The 18,207-nt window shown below is 56.4% G+C and carries 17 protein-coding genes; 15 read left to right on the top strand and 2 right to left on the bottom strand.

Annotation, left to right across the window (positions count from 1 at the left end; genetic code table 11):
* The first annotated feature begins 63 nt into the window (after positions 1-63).
* The 6 genes from AUC61_RS23095 (at position 64) to AUC61_RS23070 (ending at position 4,593) form a co-directional block, all read left to right on the top strand.
* Positions 64-390 carry a DUF4398 domain-containing protein gene (locus AUC61_RS23095; RefSeq protein ID WP_243248535.1) on the top strand — a complete coding sequence of 109 codons (327 nt, stop codon included), beginning with the start codon at positions 64-66 and terminating at the stop codon, positions 388-390.
* Positions 387-1,202 carry an OmpA family protein gene (locus AUC61_RS23090; RefSeq protein ID WP_243248494.1) on the top strand — a complete coding sequence of 272 codons (816 nt, stop codon included), beginning with the start codon at positions 387-389 and terminating at the stop codon, positions 1,200-1,202. The genes AUC61_RS23095 and AUC61_RS23090 overlap by 4 nt, the downstream gene beginning before the upstream one ends.
* Positions 1,203-1,416: 214 nt before the next feature.
* Complete coding sequence (locus AUC61_RS23085) at positions 1,417-2,856, top strand: aminotransferase-like domain-containing protein (RefSeq protein WP_122666531.1); 1,440 nt, start codon at positions 1,417-1,419, stop codon at positions 2,854-2,856.
* 114 nt (positions 2,857-2,970) lie between these two features.
* Positions 2,971-3,600, top strand: coding sequence for a translation initiation factor 2 (locus AUC61_RS23080; protein WP_243248493.1), 630 nt, complete (start codon positions 2,971-2,973; stop codon positions 3,598-3,600).
* Between the two features lie 72 nt (positions 3,601-3,672).
* Positions 3,673-3,930: a YkgJ family cysteine cluster protein gene (locus AUC61_RS23075; protein WP_243248492.1), complete on the top strand. Its 258-nt coding sequence runs from the start codon at positions 3,673-3,675 to the stop codon at positions 3,928-3,930.
* 57 nt (positions 3,931-3,987) lie between these two features.
* A complete protein-coding gene (locus AUC61_RS23070; RefSeq protein WP_243248491.1) occupies positions 3,988-4,593 on the top strand; it encodes an START domain-containing protein in 606 nt (201 codons plus the stop codon).
* 276 nt (positions 4,594-4,869) lie between these two features.
* Here AUC61_RS23070 and gltA read toward each other — a convergent pair whose 3' ends face one another.
* On the bottom strand, positions 4,870-6,159 hold the full coding sequence (gltA, locus tag AUC61_RS23065; protein WP_032629178.1) for a citrate synthase: 1,290 nt from the start codon (positions 6,157-6,159) through the stop codon (positions 4,870-4,872).
* Between the two features lie 361 nt (positions 6,160-6,520).
* Between gltA and sdhC the strand changes: the two genes are divergently transcribed.
* The 9 genes from sdhC to sucD all read left to right on the top strand — a co-directional run bounded on the left by sdhC (position 6,521) and on the right by sucD (position 17,967).
* Positions 6,521-6,895, top strand: a complete 375-nt coding sequence (gene sdhC, locus AUC61_RS23060) for a succinate dehydrogenase, cytochrome b556 subunit (protein ID WP_122666536.1) — start codon at positions 6,521-6,523, stop codon at positions 6,893-6,895.
* Positions 6,889-7,257, top strand: a complete 369-nt coding sequence (sdhD, locus tag AUC61_RS23055) for a succinate dehydrogenase, hydrophobic membrane anchor protein (protein ID WP_027900893.1) — start codon at positions 6,889-6,891, stop codon at positions 7,255-7,257. The genes sdhC and sdhD overlap by 7 nt, the downstream gene beginning before the upstream one ends.
* A gap of 3 nt (positions 7,258-7,260) precedes the next feature.
* Entirely contained in the window at positions 7,261-9,033 is a 1,773-nt protein-coding gene (sdhA, locus tag AUC61_RS23050; protein WP_122666537.1) for a succinate dehydrogenase flavoprotein subunit, read from the top strand.
* 11 nt (positions 9,034-9,044) lie between these two features.
* Positions 9,045-9,749, top strand: a complete 705-nt coding sequence (locus AUC61_RS23045) for a succinate dehydrogenase iron-sulfur subunit (RefSeq protein WP_122666538.1) — start codon at positions 9,045-9,047, stop codon at positions 9,747-9,749.
* A 260-nt stretch (positions 9,750-10,009) separates the two neighbouring features.
* Complete coding sequence (locus AUC61_RS23040) at positions 10,010-12,841, top strand: 2-oxoglutarate dehydrogenase E1 component (protein WP_122666539.1); 2,832 nt, start codon at positions 10,010-10,012, stop codon at positions 12,839-12,841.
* Between the two features lie 41 nt (positions 12,842-12,882).
* Positions 12,883-14,118 carry a 2-oxoglutarate dehydrogenase complex dihydrolipoyllysine-residue succinyltransferase gene (gene odhB / locus AUC61_RS23035; RefSeq protein ID WP_122666540.1) on the top strand — a complete coding sequence of 412 codons (1,236 nt, stop codon included), beginning with the start codon at positions 12,883-12,885 and terminating at the stop codon, positions 14,116-14,118.
* A gap of 173 nt (positions 14,119-14,291) precedes the next feature.
* Positions 14,292-15,728 carry a dihydrolipoyl dehydrogenase gene (gene lpdA, locus AUC61_RS23030; protein ID WP_087274181.1) on the top strand — a complete coding sequence of 479 codons (1,437 nt, stop codon included), beginning with the start codon at positions 14,292-14,294 and terminating at the stop codon, positions 15,726-15,728.
* A gap of 188 nt (positions 15,729-15,916) precedes the next feature.
* Entirely contained in the window at positions 15,917-17,083 is a 1,167-nt protein-coding gene (gene sucC / locus AUC61_RS23025; RefSeq protein ID WP_032629164.1) for an ADP-forming succinate--CoA ligase subunit beta, read from the top strand.
* Positions 17,083-17,967, top strand: coding sequence for a succinate--CoA ligase subunit alpha (gene sucD / locus AUC61_RS23020; RefSeq protein ID WP_027900900.1), 885 nt, complete (start codon positions 17,083-17,085; stop codon positions 17,965-17,967). The genes sucC and sucD overlap by 1 nt, the downstream gene beginning before the upstream one ends.
* On the opposite strand, the gene AUC61_RS23015 is transcribed toward sucD, so the two are convergent.
* The coding region (locus AUC61_RS23015; protein WP_243248490.1) for a hypothetical protein at positions 17,957-18,207 on the bottom strand (251 nt) is incomplete at its 5' end. The genes sucD and AUC61_RS23015 overlap by 11 nt on opposite strands.

Here is an 18,207-nt window from a genome sequence, read left to right as displayed (position 1 = left end):
GTGATTTCTTCTGTAATTGGTTATGCGACTGTGTTTGTAAAAAAACGCGCGTTATTTGCCGCTATGGCGCTCGCTGCATTGGCTGGCTGTGCCAATGATCCGGCCCCGATTGAACAAATGAAGCTGACTGAAAAAGCCGTTACTCAGGCCAAGGCTGTAGGTGCGGTTGACGATGAGCCAGCCATGCAGTCGGCAGAATCGAAACTGGCTCAGGCCCGGTCCGATATGACCAACCAGTCGTATAAGGCTGCGCGCATGCAGGCCGAACAGGCTGAACTGGATGCGCGTCTGGCGGAGGCCCGGGTTCTGACTGAAAAGAGTCAGGAGCAAGTGACTCAACTGAATACTCGCCTCAATCGTCTGCGCAAGCAGTTGGGGGAAGGCCAGTGAAGCGTATTCCTCGTGTATTAAGCGTCTGCCTGCTGTTGGGCTCTGCCGGACTTTATGGGTGCGCAGGTCACCAGGGCGGCGAGCAGGCTTTGCAGCAGGCCAGTGCCGACTTCCAGAAAGTTAAAGAAGACGGCGATGTTCTACGCAGCGCTCCCAAGGATGTAGTCCGGGCAGGTGAGTTGCTGGGCAAGGCAGAGCGGTTGTCGAGCTATCTGGGCAGTGGCAGTGACGTGGCGCATTACGCCTACCTCAGCAGTCGCTACAGTGAGATCGCTCGCGAGCACAGCAATTTTTTGCTCAATAGCGAGCGCCTGGAAAAGCTGGAGATGGAGCGTCAGCGTTTGCAGCTGGCATTGCGGGAGGCGAAGCTGGCCAGCGCTCAGCAACACGGTCAGTGGCTGGAAGACCAGATTGTCAGCCTTGCCACTACGCAGACCGAGCGTGGATTGGTCATGACGTTGGGCGATGTGTTGTTCGATACCGGTCATGCTGAACTGAAAAGCTCGGCCAACCGGACTGTGCTCAAAGTCGTGCAATTTCTGCAGCTCAATCCAAAGCGTATCGTTCGTATCGAAGGCTACACCGATAACATCGGCGACAAGCAGGAAAACCTGCGCTTGTCCCAGGAGCGGGCGCAATCGGTGGCTGACGTGCTGACGGACCTGGGTGTTGATGAAAAACGTATCCACGTTCAGGGCTACGGTGATGAATATCCGGTAGAGGCCAACGCGTCGGAGCGTGGGCGCGCGAAAAACCGTCGGGTTGAGATCGTTTTTTCTGATTCAAAAGGGCATCTCGGCCCTAATCGTTAAAAAGTTTAAAAAAATCGACGCCTGTTTTCAGGTGTCGATTTTTTTTGGCCAAAAAAGCCGGTTGGTTGGCGTTTTTGCCTGATTAATTATTTAAACAACTCATCGCAGGGCTAGCCCTTTGGGAAACTGTCCCAGTACACTTCACAACTGTTCTGGTGACAAAACGACTCTTTCCTTACAAAAGCAAGTCGCCAGCGGTTCTAGAGGCTGCGTCATGACCAACCTTCTGCTCTACCAAAAAATCGCTCAGCAACTGGCTGAAGATATTCGCCGTGGTGTTTATCAGCCCGGCGAGCGTGTGCCTTCCGTGCGCAAGATGAGTTCTCAGCTCAATGTCAGTCATGCGACCGTCTTGCAGGCCTATGCGAATCTGGAAGATCAGGGCTTGATCCGGGCGCGTCCCCAGTCCGGTTATTACGTGCACCAGACGCCGGCTTTAACGGCGCCTACGCCCGATATTGCCAGGGTTGAAAGGCCCGGGCTGGTAACGCGCAGCAGTATCATTCAGCAGGTTTTGATGGAGTCGCGCCGAGAGGGGGTATTCCCCTTGGGCGCCGCAGTGCCTCACGTTGACTACCTTCCGGTGCGCGCCCTGCATCAGCAGATCGCCAAAGTGACGCGCTTCCAGAGCCCGCGGGCCTTCAGTTATATGTTCAGCCCAGGATTCGAGCCGCTTCGTCGTCAGGTCGCGATTCGCATGCGTGATGCAGGCGTGGTGGTTGATCCGGCCGACGTGGTCATCACCCACGGATGCGTCGATGCCTTGCAGATGGCGTTGCGCGTGGTTACGCGGCCTGGTGACCTGATTGCGGCAGAATCGCCAAGTTACTACGGGTTGCTCCAGTTGGCTGACCTGTTAGGCCTCAAAGTCATTGAGATTCCCAGTGATCCGCAAACCGGCATCAGTCTTGAGGCATTACAGTTGGCGGCCAACCAATGGTCTATCAAGGCGTTGGTGCTCACCTCGCGGCTGAGCAATCCTTTGGGCAGCACCATGCCCGAAGAGCGTCAGAAGCACTTGCTGCGTCTGGTCTCCGATTTCGACATCCAGGTGGTTGAGGATGATATCTATGGCGAGCTGATGTTTGAGCAGGGGCGCGCCAAGGCATTGAAGGCGTTTGACCGGCTAGGCCGCGTTATTTACTGCTCCAGCTTCTCAAAAACCTTGTCGCCGGGTGTGCGTATCGGCTGGATGATTGCGGGCAAATATCAGGCAGAAATTCAGCGTCTGCAGATATTCAGTACTCACTCGGCGTGTAGCGTCACTCAGATGGGGGTTGCTGCCTATCTGGAAAATGGGGGCTATGATCGGCATCTGCGCTTTATCCGCGTGGAATACCGAAAAAATCTCAGCGCATTTCAGCTGGCTGTACAGCAGTACTTCCCTGAAGGAACGCAAATGAGCCGACCTCTGGGTGGTTTCATTCTGTGGGTCAGCTTGCCTGGGCGAGTCAATACCCAGGAACTGCATATCAGAGCTTTGGAGCAGGGCATCAGCATTGCACCGGGACTTATCTTCAGCAATACAGAACAGTTCAATCACTGTATTCGTCTGAACTGTGGCATTCCATGGAATCGTGAGGCAGAGCGGGCGCTGATGACGCTCGGAATGCTTGCCAAGCAGTTATGCCAGGAAACGGTTGACCTCTACTGAGGTCAGCTATGTAGGTCCTGCAGAAATAGCGTCGATCTGTGGGTTGAATCTCTGTCTTGTTATTGGACGTGCAACAGGCGAGCATGTGTTCTCTGCCTTTGCCATTTCTGCCTTATGAATGTTTTTCGCTGTATCGCACTGTCGATTGTCGTTCTTCTGGGTGCCTGTGATGCTCGGGAGAATGTTGCGCCCAAGCCTAAGGTTTCCGCAGAGGCTCAGTCTCCGGTGAAGCCGGATGCCAGCCATCCCGCTGCCGTGCCGACCAAGCCTGTTGCTGAGTCTGCTCCTGAGCCTGTCAAGGCGCCCGTGCATGAGTTGGCGCCCAATGTTTCAGTGGTTCCGGTGACAGCCAAAGGCGACGCAACGCCCGCCAGCAAAGCGAACAAGGCAGATTCAGCCAAGGCGCCTGTGGCCAAAACAGCGGCCGAGAAAAAGCGCGACGCGGTAACCCGCAAGTCAGTGGCCGAAAGTAAAAAAACGCTCAAAGACACCAGTCTCAACAATGCCAAGCTCGATTTGAGCCTGCCACCTGAGCTGGCTGAAGAGTTGCAGCCCGCTGGAACGACCAAGGCTAAACCTCGCAAACCTTTACTGCCGCCGATGTTTGGTGACAAGCGTGCTTCGGGTAACGACCCATTTGAGCTCAATGGACGTATTCTCAGCAACGAAATGGAGTTGCAGATGCGTAACGAGAGTCGGCGCGATGTGGAGGGTGCTGCCCTGGACTTCAAGTTCAGGCAGTAGTGACGGCCATTTCAAACGTGCGTTTCAGCGGGTACTATCGTCACTTCTAAATTATCTGTCAGGGTGCTGGTCATGGACTGCCGCTCAGGCTGTGGTGCTTGCTGCATCGCGCCTTCTATCACTTCCCCGATCCCCGGCATGCCTGATGGCAAGCCTGCGGGCGAGCGTTGCCTGCATCTCTCGCTGGACATGCTGTGTGCGATCTTTGGCCAGCTCGAACGGCCTGCTGTGTGCAGTCAGTTCATGGCGGCGCAGGATGTTTGTGGGGTGGATCAGGCGGATGCGATTCGTCTTATTACCTGGTGGGAGGAGGCGACGGCGGTAGCGTAACCCTTGCTGAGCGACAGAATTGATTCGCTGGAACTTCAAACAATAAGGAATACAAGAATGAGTTCGCTGCATCGAATGGCTGTTGTCTGTGGTTTGACGGTGTTTATGTCTGCGGGTGTTCACGCTGATGACTGGAAAGTCGCGAAGAATGAGGAAGGGATCAAGGTCTCGCTCAGTGAGGTGCCAGGTTCTCAGTACAAGGCCTATCGCGGCGAAACGGTGATCAATGCCAGTGTCGCGAAGCTGCGCGGCCTGCAGGAGGACGTAGCGGGCGCCTGTGCATGGATTCATGAGTGCAAATCGCAAAAGGTGCTCAAGCACGAGGGTAATCAGGCATGGACCTATACCCAGATCAACACGCCGTGGCCCGTAACCCCGCGTGATTCAGTGCTGCTGGTGACGACGGAGGAGGGCGCCGACGGTAGCCTGACTCGTAAACTCCAGGAAGTGCCCAAGTACATTCCCGAAGAGAAAGGCTTTGTGCGGGTGTCGCAGGTCGACGGCTTCTGGAAATTCGTACCCCAAGGCCCGGACAAGACTCAAGTGACTTATCAGGTGCATACCGAGCCGGGCGGTAGCGTGCCTTCCTGGCTGGCCAACAAGTTTGTGGTGGATGCGCCGTTTAATACGTTGAAGGCGTTGAAGGAAAGGGCTGAGAAGTAGGCTCTCTGATCAAACATAAAATAACCCACTGAAGTTGGATGCTTTTTTGTAGGAGTGAGCTTGCTCGCGATAGCGGTCGAACTGTTGAGAGTTATCGTCTGGCCTGACGCTGTCGCGAGCAAGCTCACTCCTACAGGTCCAATGTCTGCTTCGCGACAGCGCTGTTTCAGGGCGCAGAGCGATCTCCTGCGGGGAATGGATAATCAACAAGTGCCATATTCTTCAGACACAAAAAAGGGCTGCCAATGGCAGCCCTTTTCAGTTGTAGCGTGAAGCTTACTTGCGGTCTTCCAGTGGCACGATATCGCGGGCCACGTAGCCGGTGTACAGCTGGCGTGGACGGCCAATCTTGTACGGGCTGGAGAGCATTTCCTTCCAGTGCGAGATCCAGCCGACGGTCCGCGCCAGGGCGAAGATTACGGTGAACATGCTGGTTGGAATGCCGATCGCCTTGAGGATGATGCCCGAATAGAAGTCAACGTTCGGGTACAGCGAGCGTTCGATGAAGTAAGGATCGGTCAGTGCGATCTCTTCGAGGCGCATGGCCAGCTCAAGTTGCGGGTCATTGGTGATGCCCAGCTCCTTGAGAACCTCGTCGCAGGTCTGTTTCATTACCGTGGCGCGCGGGTCGCGGTTCTTGTAAACCCGGTGACCGAAGCCCATCAGCTTGAACGGATCGTTCTTGTCCTTGGCCTTGGCGATGAACTTGTCGATGTTCGACACGTCGCCAATTTCATCAAGCATGGACAACACGGCTTCGTTCGCACCGCCGTGGGCTGGGCCCCAGAGTGCGGCGATACCGGCAGCGATACAGGCGAACGGGTTGGCACCCGAGGAGCCTGCCATCCGCACGGTAGACGTCGAGGCGTTTTGCTCGTGGTCGGCGTGCAGGATGAAAATCTTGTCCATGGCCTTGGCCAGCACCGGGCTGATCGGTTTGATCTCGCACGGTGTGTTGAACATCATGTGCAGGAAGTTCTCGGCGTAGCTCAGGTCGTTGCGTGGGTACATCATGGGTTGGCCCATGGAGTACTTGTAAACCATTGCTGCCAGAGTCGGCATTTTGGCGACCAGGCGGATTGCCGAGATTTCACGGTGCTGTGGATTATTGATGTCCAGAGAGTCGTGATAAAACGCGGAAAGTGCGCCGACCACGCCGCACATCACCGCCATTGGGTGGGCGTCGCGGCGGAAGCCGTTGAAGAATGTCTTGAGTTGTTCGTGAACCATGGTGTGGTTTTTCACGACAACAACGAACTGGGCTTTCTGCTCGGCGGTTGGCAGTTCGCCGTTCAGCAGCAAGTAGCAGGTTTCCAGGTAGTCCGATTGCTCGGCCAGTTGCTCGATCGGATAGCCGCGATGCAGCAGGATCCCGTTGTCACCATCAATGTAGGTGATCTTCGACTCGCAAGAGGCGGTCGACATGAAGCCTGGGTCGAATGTGAAGCGGCCGGTGGCTGTGAGACCACGTACGTCGATAACGTCGGGGCCTACGGTGCCGGTCAGAATGGGCAGCTCGACGGGGGCTGCGCCCTCGATGATCAACTGCGCTTTATTATCAGCCATGTGGCCTCCTATTTATGCTTCAAATCATCAGACGGCCCCCCACGCAGGGCCCGCACCACTATAGTTAGATAAAATCTAAAGTCAATTTGCCTAAAGTCGTGTTCCAGAAGGCTTTCAGGCTTGATTTGCCCTGCGACATTCTGTCACTTACGCTTTTTATCCGGCCAGCGCAATCACCTATTTGAAGGGCTTCTCTGCGTTGTCATTAGTGACCTAACTGTCTATACTCGGCGTCCGACCGCCAGGGGCTTTAGGGCCTGTATACCGGAGGTCGTCACTCCCTGGGTGGTGGGTACCTGACCAGTGCACTTCCCAATAATTTGCCCTGATTGTTAGGGGCTCTTCAGTGTGAAATAAAGCCGTGAAAAGCCAACGACCTGTAAACCTAGACCTAAGGACCATCAAACTCCCAGTCACTGCTTACACGTCCATTCTTCACCGTGTCTCCGGAGTCATTCTCTTTGTCGGCCTCGTCATCATGCTTTACGCATTGGACAAGTCGCTGAGTTCCGAGGAAGGCTTCGGTGAGGTGAAAGCGTGTCTGACCAGCCCGCTGGCCAAGCTTGTGATTTGGGCTCTCCTGTCCGCCTTGCTTTATCACCTGGTAGCGGGTATCCGCCACCTGATCATGGATGCGGGCATCGGCGAGACGCTGGAAGGCGGCAAGCTGGGCTCCAAAATCGTTATCGCCGTATCCGTGGTGGTAATCGTTCTGGCGGGAGTATGGATATGGTAACCAACGTCACTAACCTGTCGCGTTCGGGCCTCTATGACTGGATGGCGCAGCGCGTATCTGCGGTCGTGCTCGCGGCTTATTTCATTTTCCTGATCGGATATCTGGTCGCGCATCCGGGCATCGACTATGCCCAGTGGCACGGCCTGTTCTCCCACACTGCAATGCGCATCTTCAGCCTGTTGGCCCTCGTTGCTCTGGGCGCTCACGCCTGGGTCGGCATGTGGACCATCGCAACTGACTACCTGACGCCGATGGCGCTGGGCAAGTCGGCGACGGTTGTGCGTTTCCTGTTCCAGGCTGTTTGCGGCGTTGCGATGTTCGCTTACTTCGTCTGGGGTGTGCAGATTCTTTGGGGTATCTGATTCATGGCTAACATAAATACACTTTCATTCGACGCCATCATTATTGGTGGCGGCGGTGCAGGCATGCGCGCTGCCTTGCAGCTGGCTCAGGGCGGCCACAAGACCGCCGTAGTCACCAAGGTTTTCCCGACTCGCTCGCACACTGTTTCGGCTCAGGGTGGCATCACCTGCGCAATCGCTTCTGCCGATCCAAACGATGACTGGCGCTGGCACATGTACGATACCGTCAAGGGTTCCGACTACATCGGTGACCAGGACGCTATTGAATACATGTGTCAGGAAGGCCCGGCTGCGGTTTATGAACTGGACCACATGGGTATGCCGTTCTCGCGTACCGAGCAGGGCCGTATCTACCAGCGCCCGTTTGGTGGTCAGTCCAAGGATTTCGGCAAGGGCGGTCAGGCTGCACGTACGTGCGCTGCATCCGACCGTACCGGTCACGCACTGTTGCACACCCTGTATCAGGGCAACCTGAAAGCAGGTACCACCTTTCTGAACGAGTACTACGCCGTTGATCTGGTGAAGAACCAGGATGGCGCGTTCGTAGGTGTGATCGCGATCTGCATCGAAACCGGCGAAACCATGTACATCCGCGCCAAGGCGACTGTATTGGCGACCGGCGGTGCTGGCCGTATCTATTCCTCTACCACCAACGCCCTGATCAACACTGGCGACGGCGTAGGCATGGCATTGCGTGCCGGTGTTCCGGTTCAGGACATCGAAATGTGGCAGTTCCACCCAACCGGCATCGCCGGGGCAGGTGTACTGGTCACTGAAGGTTGCCGCGGTGAAGGCGGATACCTGATCAACAAGCACGGCGAGCGTTTCATGGAGCGCTACGCGCCAAACGCCAAGGACCTTGCTGGTCGTGACGTTGTGGCTCGCTCGATGGTTAAAGAGATCATTGCGGGCAACGGTTGCGGTCCTGATGGCGACCACGTGATGCTCAAGCTCGATCACCTGGGCGAAGAAGTGCTGCACAGCCGTCTGCCAGGTATCTGTGAGCTGTCGAAGACATTTGCACACGTCGATCCGGTTGTTGCTCCGGTACCTGTTGTGCCTACCTGCCACTACATGATGGGTGGTGTTGCTACCAATATTCATGGTCAGGCCATGACTCAGGATGCTGACGGCAACGATCAGATCCTGCCTGGCCTGTTCGCGGTAGGTGAAGTGGCTTGTGTATCTGTGCACGGTGCCAACCGTCTGGGTGGTAACTCGCTGCTCGACCTCGTGGTATTTGGTCGTGCTGCCGGCCTGCACCTGGAGAAAGTGCTGACCGAGGGCATTGAATACGCTGACGCAAGCGATACCGATATCGATGCCGCGCTGAGCCGTCTCAATGGCCTCAACGAGCGTACCGAAGGTGAGGACGTTGCCACTCTGCGTCGCGAGCTGCAAAGCTGCATGCAGAACTATTTCGGCGTGTTCCGTACCGGCGAATACATGCAGAAAGGTATCGCCCAACTGGCGGACCTGCGCGTTCGTATTGCCAACGTGAAGATCAACGACAAGTCCCAGGGCTTCAACACTGCGCGTATCGAAGCGCTTGAGTTGCAAAACCTGCTGGAAGTCGCCGAAGCCACTGCGGTTGCTGCGGAAGTGCGTAAAGAGTCTCGCGGTGCTCACGCTCGCGAAGACTATGAAGATCGTGACGATGAAAACTGGCTGTGCCACACCCTGTACTTCCCGGGCGAGAAGCGGGTTGCCAAACGTGCAGTCAACTTTGCGCCGAAGACAGTACCGGCGTTTGAACCGAAAATTCGGACTTACTAAAGGTGGCCGCTATGTTGAAAGTCGAAGTTTATCGCTACAACCCCGACAGCGACTCTGCGCCTAAAACCCAGGTGTTCGACGTTGATACCGGTGGCAAAGACTTGATGGTGCTGGATGTATTGGCGCTGATCAAGGAACAGGATGAAGGCTTCTCTTACCGTCGTTCGTGCCGCGAAGGTGTTTGTGGCTCAGACGGTATGAATATCAACGGCAAGAACGGCCTGGCGTGCATCACGCCGCTGTCCGCTGTGGTCAAGGGCAACAAGCTGGTGGTGCGTCCGCTGCCTGGTTTGCCTGTAATACGTGACCTGGTTGTTGATATGAGCATCTTCTACAAGCAGTACGAGAAGGTTAAGCCATATCTGTTGAACGATACCCCGGCTCCGGCCATCGAACGTCTTCAGAGTCCTGAAGAGCGTGAGAAGCTGGATGGTCTGTACGAGTGCATTCTGTGTGCTTGCTGCTCGACTTCCTGCCCGTCGTTCTGGTGGAATCCGGATAAATTCCTCGGTCCAGCTGCACTGCTGCAAGCCTACCGTTTCCTGGCTGACAGCCGTGACAACAAGACCGCCGAACGTCTGGCTTCGCTTGATGACCCGTTCAGCGTATTCCGCTGCCGCGGGATCATGAACTGCGTAAACGTCTGTCCGAAGGGCCTTAACCCAACCAAGGCTATCGGTCACGTGCGCAACATGCTCCTGCAAAACGGCGTCTGATTTGACTGTTACACCGTAATGCCGTAATACCCGTAACCGCTGCGGCGCAGGCTTCAACCGGCGCCGTAGTTTTAACCTGAGCAGCAGCAAGTAATGTTGCGGCTCTTATTTTGAAGAAATAAGACCAGCAGGGGCATCCGGGCTGGTACCCGGACTATCTGCGTGATCCTAAGTGACTTGATACAGTCGCTGCACATGACTATCTCAGGTTTACTGTGGTGTCTTCGCCGGTGGTGTCCCCTTACCGAGGGTGACCAAGCATGCAAGAAAGCGTGATGCAGCGCATGTGGAACAGTGCCCACCTTTCCGGTGGTAACGCTGCCTATGTGGAAGAGCTCTATGAGCTCTACCTGCACGACCCTAACGCTGTGCCAGAGGAATGGCGCACCTACTTTCAGAAGTTGCCCGCTGACGGCAACTCTGCCACCGATGTATCGCACTCGACGATTCGCGATCATTTCGTGTTGCTGGCCAAAAACCAGCGCCGCGCCCAACCGGTATCCGCCGGGAGCGTGAGCAGCGAACATGAAAAGAAGCAGGTCGAAGTGTTGCGGCTCATCCAGGCTTACCGTATGCGCGGCCATCAGGCGGCCCAGCTCGACCCGCTGGGGCTGTGGCAACGTACGGCGCCAGCTGACCTGTCGATCAATCACTATGGGTTGACCAACGCTGACCTGGATACCACTTTCCGTGCCGGAGACTTGTTCATCGGCAAAGAGGAAGCGAGCCTACGCGAAATTCAGGACGCGCTACATAAGACATATTGCCGCACCATCGGCGCCGAGTTCACGCACATCGTGGATTCCGAGCAGCGCAACTGGTTCATGCAGCGTCTTGAAAGCGTGCGCGGCCGTCCCGTGTTCTCCGCCGAAATCCAGAGCCACTTGCTCGAGCGCGTTACCGCGGCAGAGGGCCTTGAAAAGTACCTGGGCACTAAATACCCAGGCACCAAGCGCTTCGGTCTGGAAGGTGGCGAAAGCCTGATTCCGATGCTGGACGAGTTGATCCAGCGTTCCGGTTCGTATGGCACCAAGGAAATCGTTATCGGCATGGCTCACCGTGGCCGCCTTAACGTTCTGGTCAACACCTTCGGCAAGAACCCGCGCGAGCTGTTCGACGAGTTTGAAGGCAAGAAAAAAGTCGAGCTGGGTTCCGGTGACGTTAAATATCACCAGGGCTTCTCTTCGAACGTAATGACCGCTGGCGGCGAAGTCCACCTCGCCATGGCGTTCAACCCGTCTCACCTGGAGATCGTTTCTCCGGTGGTTGAAGGTTCGGTTCGTGCTCGTCAGGATCGTCGTAACGATCCAAATGGTGACAAGGTTCTGCCAATTTCCCTCCACGGTGATGCTGCTTTCGCAGGGCAGGGCGTGGTCATGGAAACCTTCCAGATGTCGCAGACTCGCGGCTTCAAGACGGGCGGCACCATCCACATCGTCATCAACAACCAGGTTGGCTTCACCATCAGCAACCCGCTGGACTCGCGCTCCACCGAGTACGCCACCGACGTTGCCAAGATGATTCAGGCGCCGATTCTCCATGTGAATGGTGATGACCCTGAAGCCGTCGTGTTCGTGACCCAGCTGGCTATCGACTACCGCATGCAGTTCAAGCGTGACGTGGTGATCGACCTGGTCTGCTACCGTCGTCGCGGTCACAACGAAGCGGATGAGCCAAGCGGCACCCAGCCTCTGATGTACCAGCAAATCACCAAGCAGCGCACCACGCGTGAGCTGTATGCCGAAAGCCTGATCAAGGCCGGCGTTCTGGATGATGCTCGCGTACAGGCGAAGATCGACGACTACCGCAACGCGCTGGACAACGGTCTGCATGTTGTGAAAAGTCTGGTCAAAGAGCCGAACAAAGAGCTGTTTGTGGACTGGCGTCCGTATCTGGGCCACGCCTGGACTGCGCGTCACGACACCCGCTTTGATCTCAAAACCTTGCAGGAACTGTCAGCCAAGCTGATGGAGCTGCCAGAAGGTTTCGTGGTTCAGCGTCAGGTGCAGAAAATCTACGAAGACCGCCAGAAGATGCAAGCCGGTGGCCTGCCGATCAACTGGGGTTACGCTGAAACCATGGCGTACGCGACGCTGGCGTTCGAAGGTCATCCGATCCGGATGACGGGGCAGGACATCGGCCGCGGTACGTTCTCGCACCGTCACGCTGTGTTGCACAATCAGAAAGACGCCGGGACTTACATCCCGTTGCAGAATCTGTATGCCGGTCAGCCACGTTTCGATCTGTATGACTCCTTCCTTTCGGAAGAAGCCGTGCTGGCGTTCGAATACGGCTACTCGACCACTCAGCCAGATGCGCTGGTTATCTGGGAAGCCCAGTTCGGCGACTTCGCCAACGGTGCGCAAGTGGTTATCGACCAGTTCATCACCAGCGGCGAGCACAAGTGGGGCCGTCTGTGCGGTCTGACCATGTTGCTGCCTCACGGTTATGAAGGGCAGGGCCCAGAGCACTCGTCGGCACGTCTTGAGCGTTACTTGCAGGGTTGTGCCGAGCACAACATTCAGGTGTGCGTACCGACTACGCCAGCGCAGATCTACCACTTGCTGCGCCGTCAGGTTATCCGTCCGCTGCGTAAGCCGCTGATCGTGCTGACACCGAAATCGTTGCTGCGTCACAAGCTGGCTGTTTCGACCCTTGAAGATCTCGCCGAAGGTTCGTTCCAGACTGTCATCCCGGAAATCGACACCCTCGATGCCGCCAAGGTGACCCGTCTGGTGCTGTGCGGCGGCAAGGTTTACTACGACCTGCTGGAAAAACGCCGTGCCGAAGGCCGCGAAGATATCGCCATCGTGCGTATCGAGCAGCTGTATCCGTTCCCGGAAGACGACCTGATGGAGGCGATTGCGCCTTACACCAACCTGCAGAATGTAGTGTGGTGTCAGGAAGAGCCGATGAACCAGGGTGCGTGGTACAGCAGTCAGCATCACCTGCGTCGCAGCGTTGGCAATCACAACCGCAACCTCGTCCTCGAGTATGCCGGTCGTGACGCCTCGGCAGCGCCTGCATGTGGTTACGCTTCGATGCACGCCGAGCAGCAGGAAAAACTGCTGCAAGATGCCTTCACTGTTTAACGCCTTCGCGCATTAGAAACCGAATTAAGGAATTACAGATAATGGCTATCGAGATCAAAGCCCCCTCTTTCCCGGAATCAGTTGCCGACGGCACCATTTCCAAGTGGCACAAACAGCCGGGCGAAGCGGTAAAACGTGACGAGCTGCTGGTTGACATCGAGACTGACAAAGTTGTCCTCGAAGTACTGGCCGAAGCTGACGGCGTACTGGCATCGATCGTGAAAGGCGAGGGCGAAATCGTCCTCTCCAACGAACTGATCGCAACTCTGGACGGTGGCGCTACTGCGTCGGCTGCTCCTGCTGCCGCTGCTGCACCTGCTGCTGCCCCGGCTCAAGCTGCTGCCCCGGCCGCCGCTCCAGCTGCTGGCGACGAAGATTCGGTTGCAGCGCCTGCTGCTCGCAAACTGGCTGAAGAAAACGGCATCAACCTGGCCAGCGTCAAAGGCACTGGTAAAGATGGCCGCGTGACCAAGGAAGACGTGGTTGCTGCTGTTGAAGCCAAGAAATCCGCGCCTGCCGCTGCTCCGGCTGCCAAGCCAGCTGCCGCTGCTGCTCCAGTTGTTGCTACTGGCGACCGCACCGAGAAGCGCGTACCGATGACTCGCGTACGGGCCACCGTTGCCAAGCGTCTGGTTGAAGCTCAGTCGAACATGGCGATGCTGACCACTTTCAACGAAGTCGACATGACTGAAGTCATGGCGCTGCGTTCGAAGTACAAGGACCTGTTCGAGAAGTCCAACAACGGCGTACGCCTGGGCTTCATGTCGTTCTTCGTCAAGGCGACCACCGAAGCGCTGAAACGCTTCCCGGCAGTCAACGCATCGATCGACGGTTCCGACATCGTTTACCACGGCTATGCTGACGTGGGTGTTGCTGTCTCCAGCGACCGTGGTCTGGTAGTTCCGGTTCTGCGTAACGCAGAGCAGATGAGCCTGGCTGAAATCGAAGGCGGCATCGCCACCTTCGGCAAGAAAGCCCGTGACGGCAAACTGTCCATCGACGAAATGACCGGTGGTACCTTCACCATCACTAACGGTGGTACTTTCGGTTCGATGATGTCGACGCCGATCGTCAACCCGCCACAAGCGGCCATTCTGGGCATGCACAACATCATCCAGCGCCCGATGGCGGTCAACGGTCAGGTTGTGATTCGTCCGATGATGTACCTGGCGCTGTCTTACGATCACCGTCTGATCGATGGTAAAGAAGCTGTGACGTTCCTGGTGACCATCAAGAACCTGCTGGAAGATCCAGCTCGTCTGCTGCTGGATATCTGATTCACGACAGCTGCAAGCCGCAAGCGTCAAGCTGCAAGTAAAAGCAGTCTGGCGCTGAAGCTTTGGTCGTCGCTACATCCTAATGAACAGGTTGCAACGCTCGTCTGTAATACATCACAGGCCAGCTTGCAGCTTGTAGCTTAAAGCTCGCAGCTAAAGAGGAACTCTTTGTTATGTCCCAGAAATTCGACGTGGTAGTGATTGGCGCAGGCCCTGGCGGTTATGTTGCCGCCATCAAGGCTGCGCAACTTGGTCTCAAGACTGCCTGCATCGAGAAGTATCAGGACAAGGAGGGCAAGCTGGCCCTCGGCGGTACTTGCCTGAACGTGGGTTGCATTCCGTCCAAGGCGCTGCTGGACAGCTCCTGGAAGTTCTACGAAGCCAAGAACGGCTTCTCGATCCATGGTATTTCGACTTCCGAAGTCAGCATGGACGTCCCGGCCATGGTTGGTCGCAAGGCCAACATCGTCAAAGGCCTGACCGGTGGCGTTGCCAGCCTGTTCAAGGCTAACGGCGTGACTACTCTGCAAGGCCACGGCAAGCTGCTGGCTGGCAAGAAAGTCGAGCTGACCGCTGCTGATGGCACCGTTGAAGTCATCGAAGCTGATCACGTAATCCTGGCTTCCGGCTCGCGCCCGATCGACATTCCACCGGCTCCGGTTGACCAGAAAGTCATCGTTGACTCGACGGGTGCTCTGGAATTCCAACAGGTTCCGAAGCGTCTGGGCGTAATCGGCGCTGGCGTAATTGGTCTGGAGCTGGGTTCGGTATGGGCTCGTCTTGGCGCTCAGGTAACTGTCCTGGAAGCACTGGACAAGTTCATCCCGGCTGCTGACGAAGCGGTTTCCAAAGAAGCCCTGAAAACCTTCACCAAGCAAGGCCTCGACATCAAGCTGGGCGCTCGCGTCACCGGTTCGAAAGTCGAAGGCGAAGAAGTTGTGGTCAGCTACACCGACGCAGCGGGCGAGCAATCGATCACTTTCGACCGTCTGATCGTAGCCGTTGGTCGTCGTCCGGTAACAACTGATCTGCTGGCCGCTGACAGCGGCGTGGACCTGGATGAGCGTGGTTTCATCTACGTTGACGACTACTGCACCACCAGCGTTCCGGGCGTTTACGCGATCGGCGACGTGGTTCGTGGTCTGATGCTGGCCCACAAGGCTTCTGAAGAAGGCATCATGGTTGTCGAGCGCATCAAAGGCCACAAGGCTCAGATGAACTACAATCTGATCCCTTCGGTTATCTACACCCACCCGGAAATCGCATGGGTTGGTAAAACCGAGCAGACCTTGAAGACTGAAGGCGTTGAAGTTAACGTTGGCACCTTCCCGTTCGCAGCCAGTGGCCGTGCCATGGCAGCAAACGACACAGGCGGCTTCGTCAAGATCATTGCCGATGCCAAGACTGACCGTGTACTGGGTGTTCACGTTATTGGTCCTAGCGCTGCCGAGCTGGTACAGCAGGGCGCGATCGCGATGGAATTCGGCAGCAGTGCCGAAGACATCGGCATGATGGTCTTCTCCCATCCGACGCTGTCCGAAGCATTGCATGAAGCTGCTCTGGCCGTGAATGGCGGTGCCATCCACATCCAGAACCGCAAAAAGCGTTAAGACAACAAGAGAAACCACGACGGACTGCCCGTCGTGAGCCTTGCGAGCAAGACTCACCGCGGAATGTCCGCCGGACTCGACCTCCGGACTTTTCCTGAAGGGATTGCCCGGAGTAGCGGTCACAGGTGGTGCGGCACGCCAGACGTGCAGCACCGAATGCGCAGTACCTAACGAAGACGGTAATAAGCATGAATCTTCACGAGTATCAGGGTAAGCAGCTGTTCGCTGAGTACGGCCTGCCAGTATCCAAAGGCTACGCAGTAGACACCCCGGAAGCAGCAGCAGAAGCTTGCGATAAAATTGGCGGGACTGAATGGGTTGTCAAAGCCCAGGTTCACGCTGGTGGTCGCGGTAAAGCGGGCGGCGTAAAGCTGGTTCGCAGCAAAGAAGACGCTGCAGCGTTCGCCCAGCAATGGTTGGGCAAGCGTCTGGTGACTTACCAGACTGACGCCAACGGTCAGCCAGTGACCAAGATCCTGGTTGAGTCCTGCACCGACATCGCTAAAGAGCTCTATCTAGGCGCTGTAGTGGATCGTTCGAGCCGTCGCATCGTGTTCATGGCTTCCACCGAAGGTGGCGTGGACATCGAGAAGATCGCTCACGACACTCCTGAGAAGATCCTCAAAGCCACGATCGATCCACTGGTTGGCGCACAGCCATTCCAGGGTCGCGATCTGGCATTCCAGCTGGGTCTGGAAGGCAAGCAGGTTTCCCAGTTCGCCAAGATCTTCACCGGTCTGGCCAAGCTGTTCCAGGACCACGACCTGGCTCTGCTGGAAGTAAACCCGCTGGTTATCAAGGCTGACGGCGATCTGCACTGCCTGGACGCCAAGATCAACATCGACGCCAACGCCATGTACCGTCAGCCTAAGCTGAAGGCTTTCCACGATCCATCGCAAGATGATCCGCGCGAAGCTCACGCTGCCAAGTTCGAACTGAACTACGTAGCGCTGGAAGGTAACATCGGCTGTATGGTCAACGGTGCTGGCCTGGCCATGGGTACCATGGACATCGTCAACCTGCATGGCGGCAAGCCAGCCAACTTCCTCGACGTAGGTGGTGGTGCAACCAAGGAACGCGTTACCGAAGCGTTCAAGATCATTCTGTCCGACACCAACGTCGCAGCAGTACTGGTCAACATCTTCGGCGGCATCGTTCGTTGCGACATGATTGCCGAAGGCATCATCGGTGCAGTGAAAGAAGTCGGCGTGAAAATCCCGGTTGTTGTTCGCCTTGAAGGTAACAACGCTGAACTGGGCGCTAAAGTACTGGCAGAAAGCGGTTTGAACATCATCGCTGCTACCAGCCTGACCGACGCTGCTCAACAAGTTGTCAAAGCTGCGGAGGGCAAGTAATGAGCGTCCTGATCAATAAAGACACCAAAGTAATCTGCCAGGGCTTCACCGGTTCGCAGGGTACTTTCCACTCCGAACAAGCCATTGCCTACGGCACTAAAATGGTTGGCGGCGTGACTCCTGGTAAAGGTGGTACTACTCACCTGAACCTGCCAGTGTTCAACACTGTGCAAGAAGCTGTAGATAAAACCGGCGCAACTGCTTCGGTCATCTACGTTCCAGCACCGTTCTGCAAGGACTCCATCCTTGAAGCAGCGTTCGGCGGCATCAAGCTGATCGTCTGCATCACTGAAGGCATCCCGACCATCGACATGCTGGAAGCCAAGGTCAAGTGCGACGAGCTGGGCGTGGTCCTGATCGGCCCTAACTGCCCAGGCGTTATCACTCCGGGCGAGTGCAAGATCGGCATCATGCCAGGTCACATTCACTTGCCAGGCAAAGTAGGTATCGTGTCGCGTTCCGGCACCCTGACTTACGAAGCTGTGAAGCAGACTACTGACGCCGGTTTCGGTCAGTCGACCTGTGTTGGTATCGGTGGTGACCCGATCCCTGGCTCCAACTTCATCGACATCCTGAAGCTGTTCCAGGAAGACCCGAAGACTGAAGCGATCGTGATGATCGGTGAGATCGGCGGTTCGGCTGAAGAAGAAGCGGCTGCCTACATCAAGGCACACGTGACCAAGCCGGTTGTTTCCTACATCGCTGGTGTGACTGCTCCTCCGGGCAAGCGCATGGGCCATGCTGGCGCAATCATCTCTGGCGGCAAAGGCACAGCAGACGAGAAATTCGCTGCTCTGCAAGACGCAGGCGTTAAAACCGTGCGTTCGCTGGCAGACATCGGCAAGGCTTTGGCTGAGCTGACGGGTTGGGAAGTCAAAAAATAAGCATCTGCTTATTTGATTGACCGACTACACAAAGGCCACCTTCGGGTGGCCTTTGTGCGTTATGGAGGGGGGCGAACATTTTTGCGTACATATCCGTTGTTTGGAAACGGCTGACATTGGTTCCGCCCTTACGGCGGGTCACTTTTGGCAAACGCCCCAAAAGTAACCAAAAAGTCTGTGCCCACCACTTGGTCCCTCGCCCAGGCTCGGGATGCCCGCCCGCAGATCCTGAACCGTGTG

Origin of the sequence: Pseudomonas maioricensis (assembly GCF_022790535.1) — a bacterium.
Classification (GTDB): domain Bacteria; phylum Pseudomonadota; class Gammaproteobacteria; order Pseudomonadales; family Pseudomonadaceae; genus Aquipseudomonas; species Aquipseudomonas maioricensis.
Note: the sequence above shows the minus strand (reverse complement) of the source record. Positions and strands in the feature narration are given on the sequence as shown.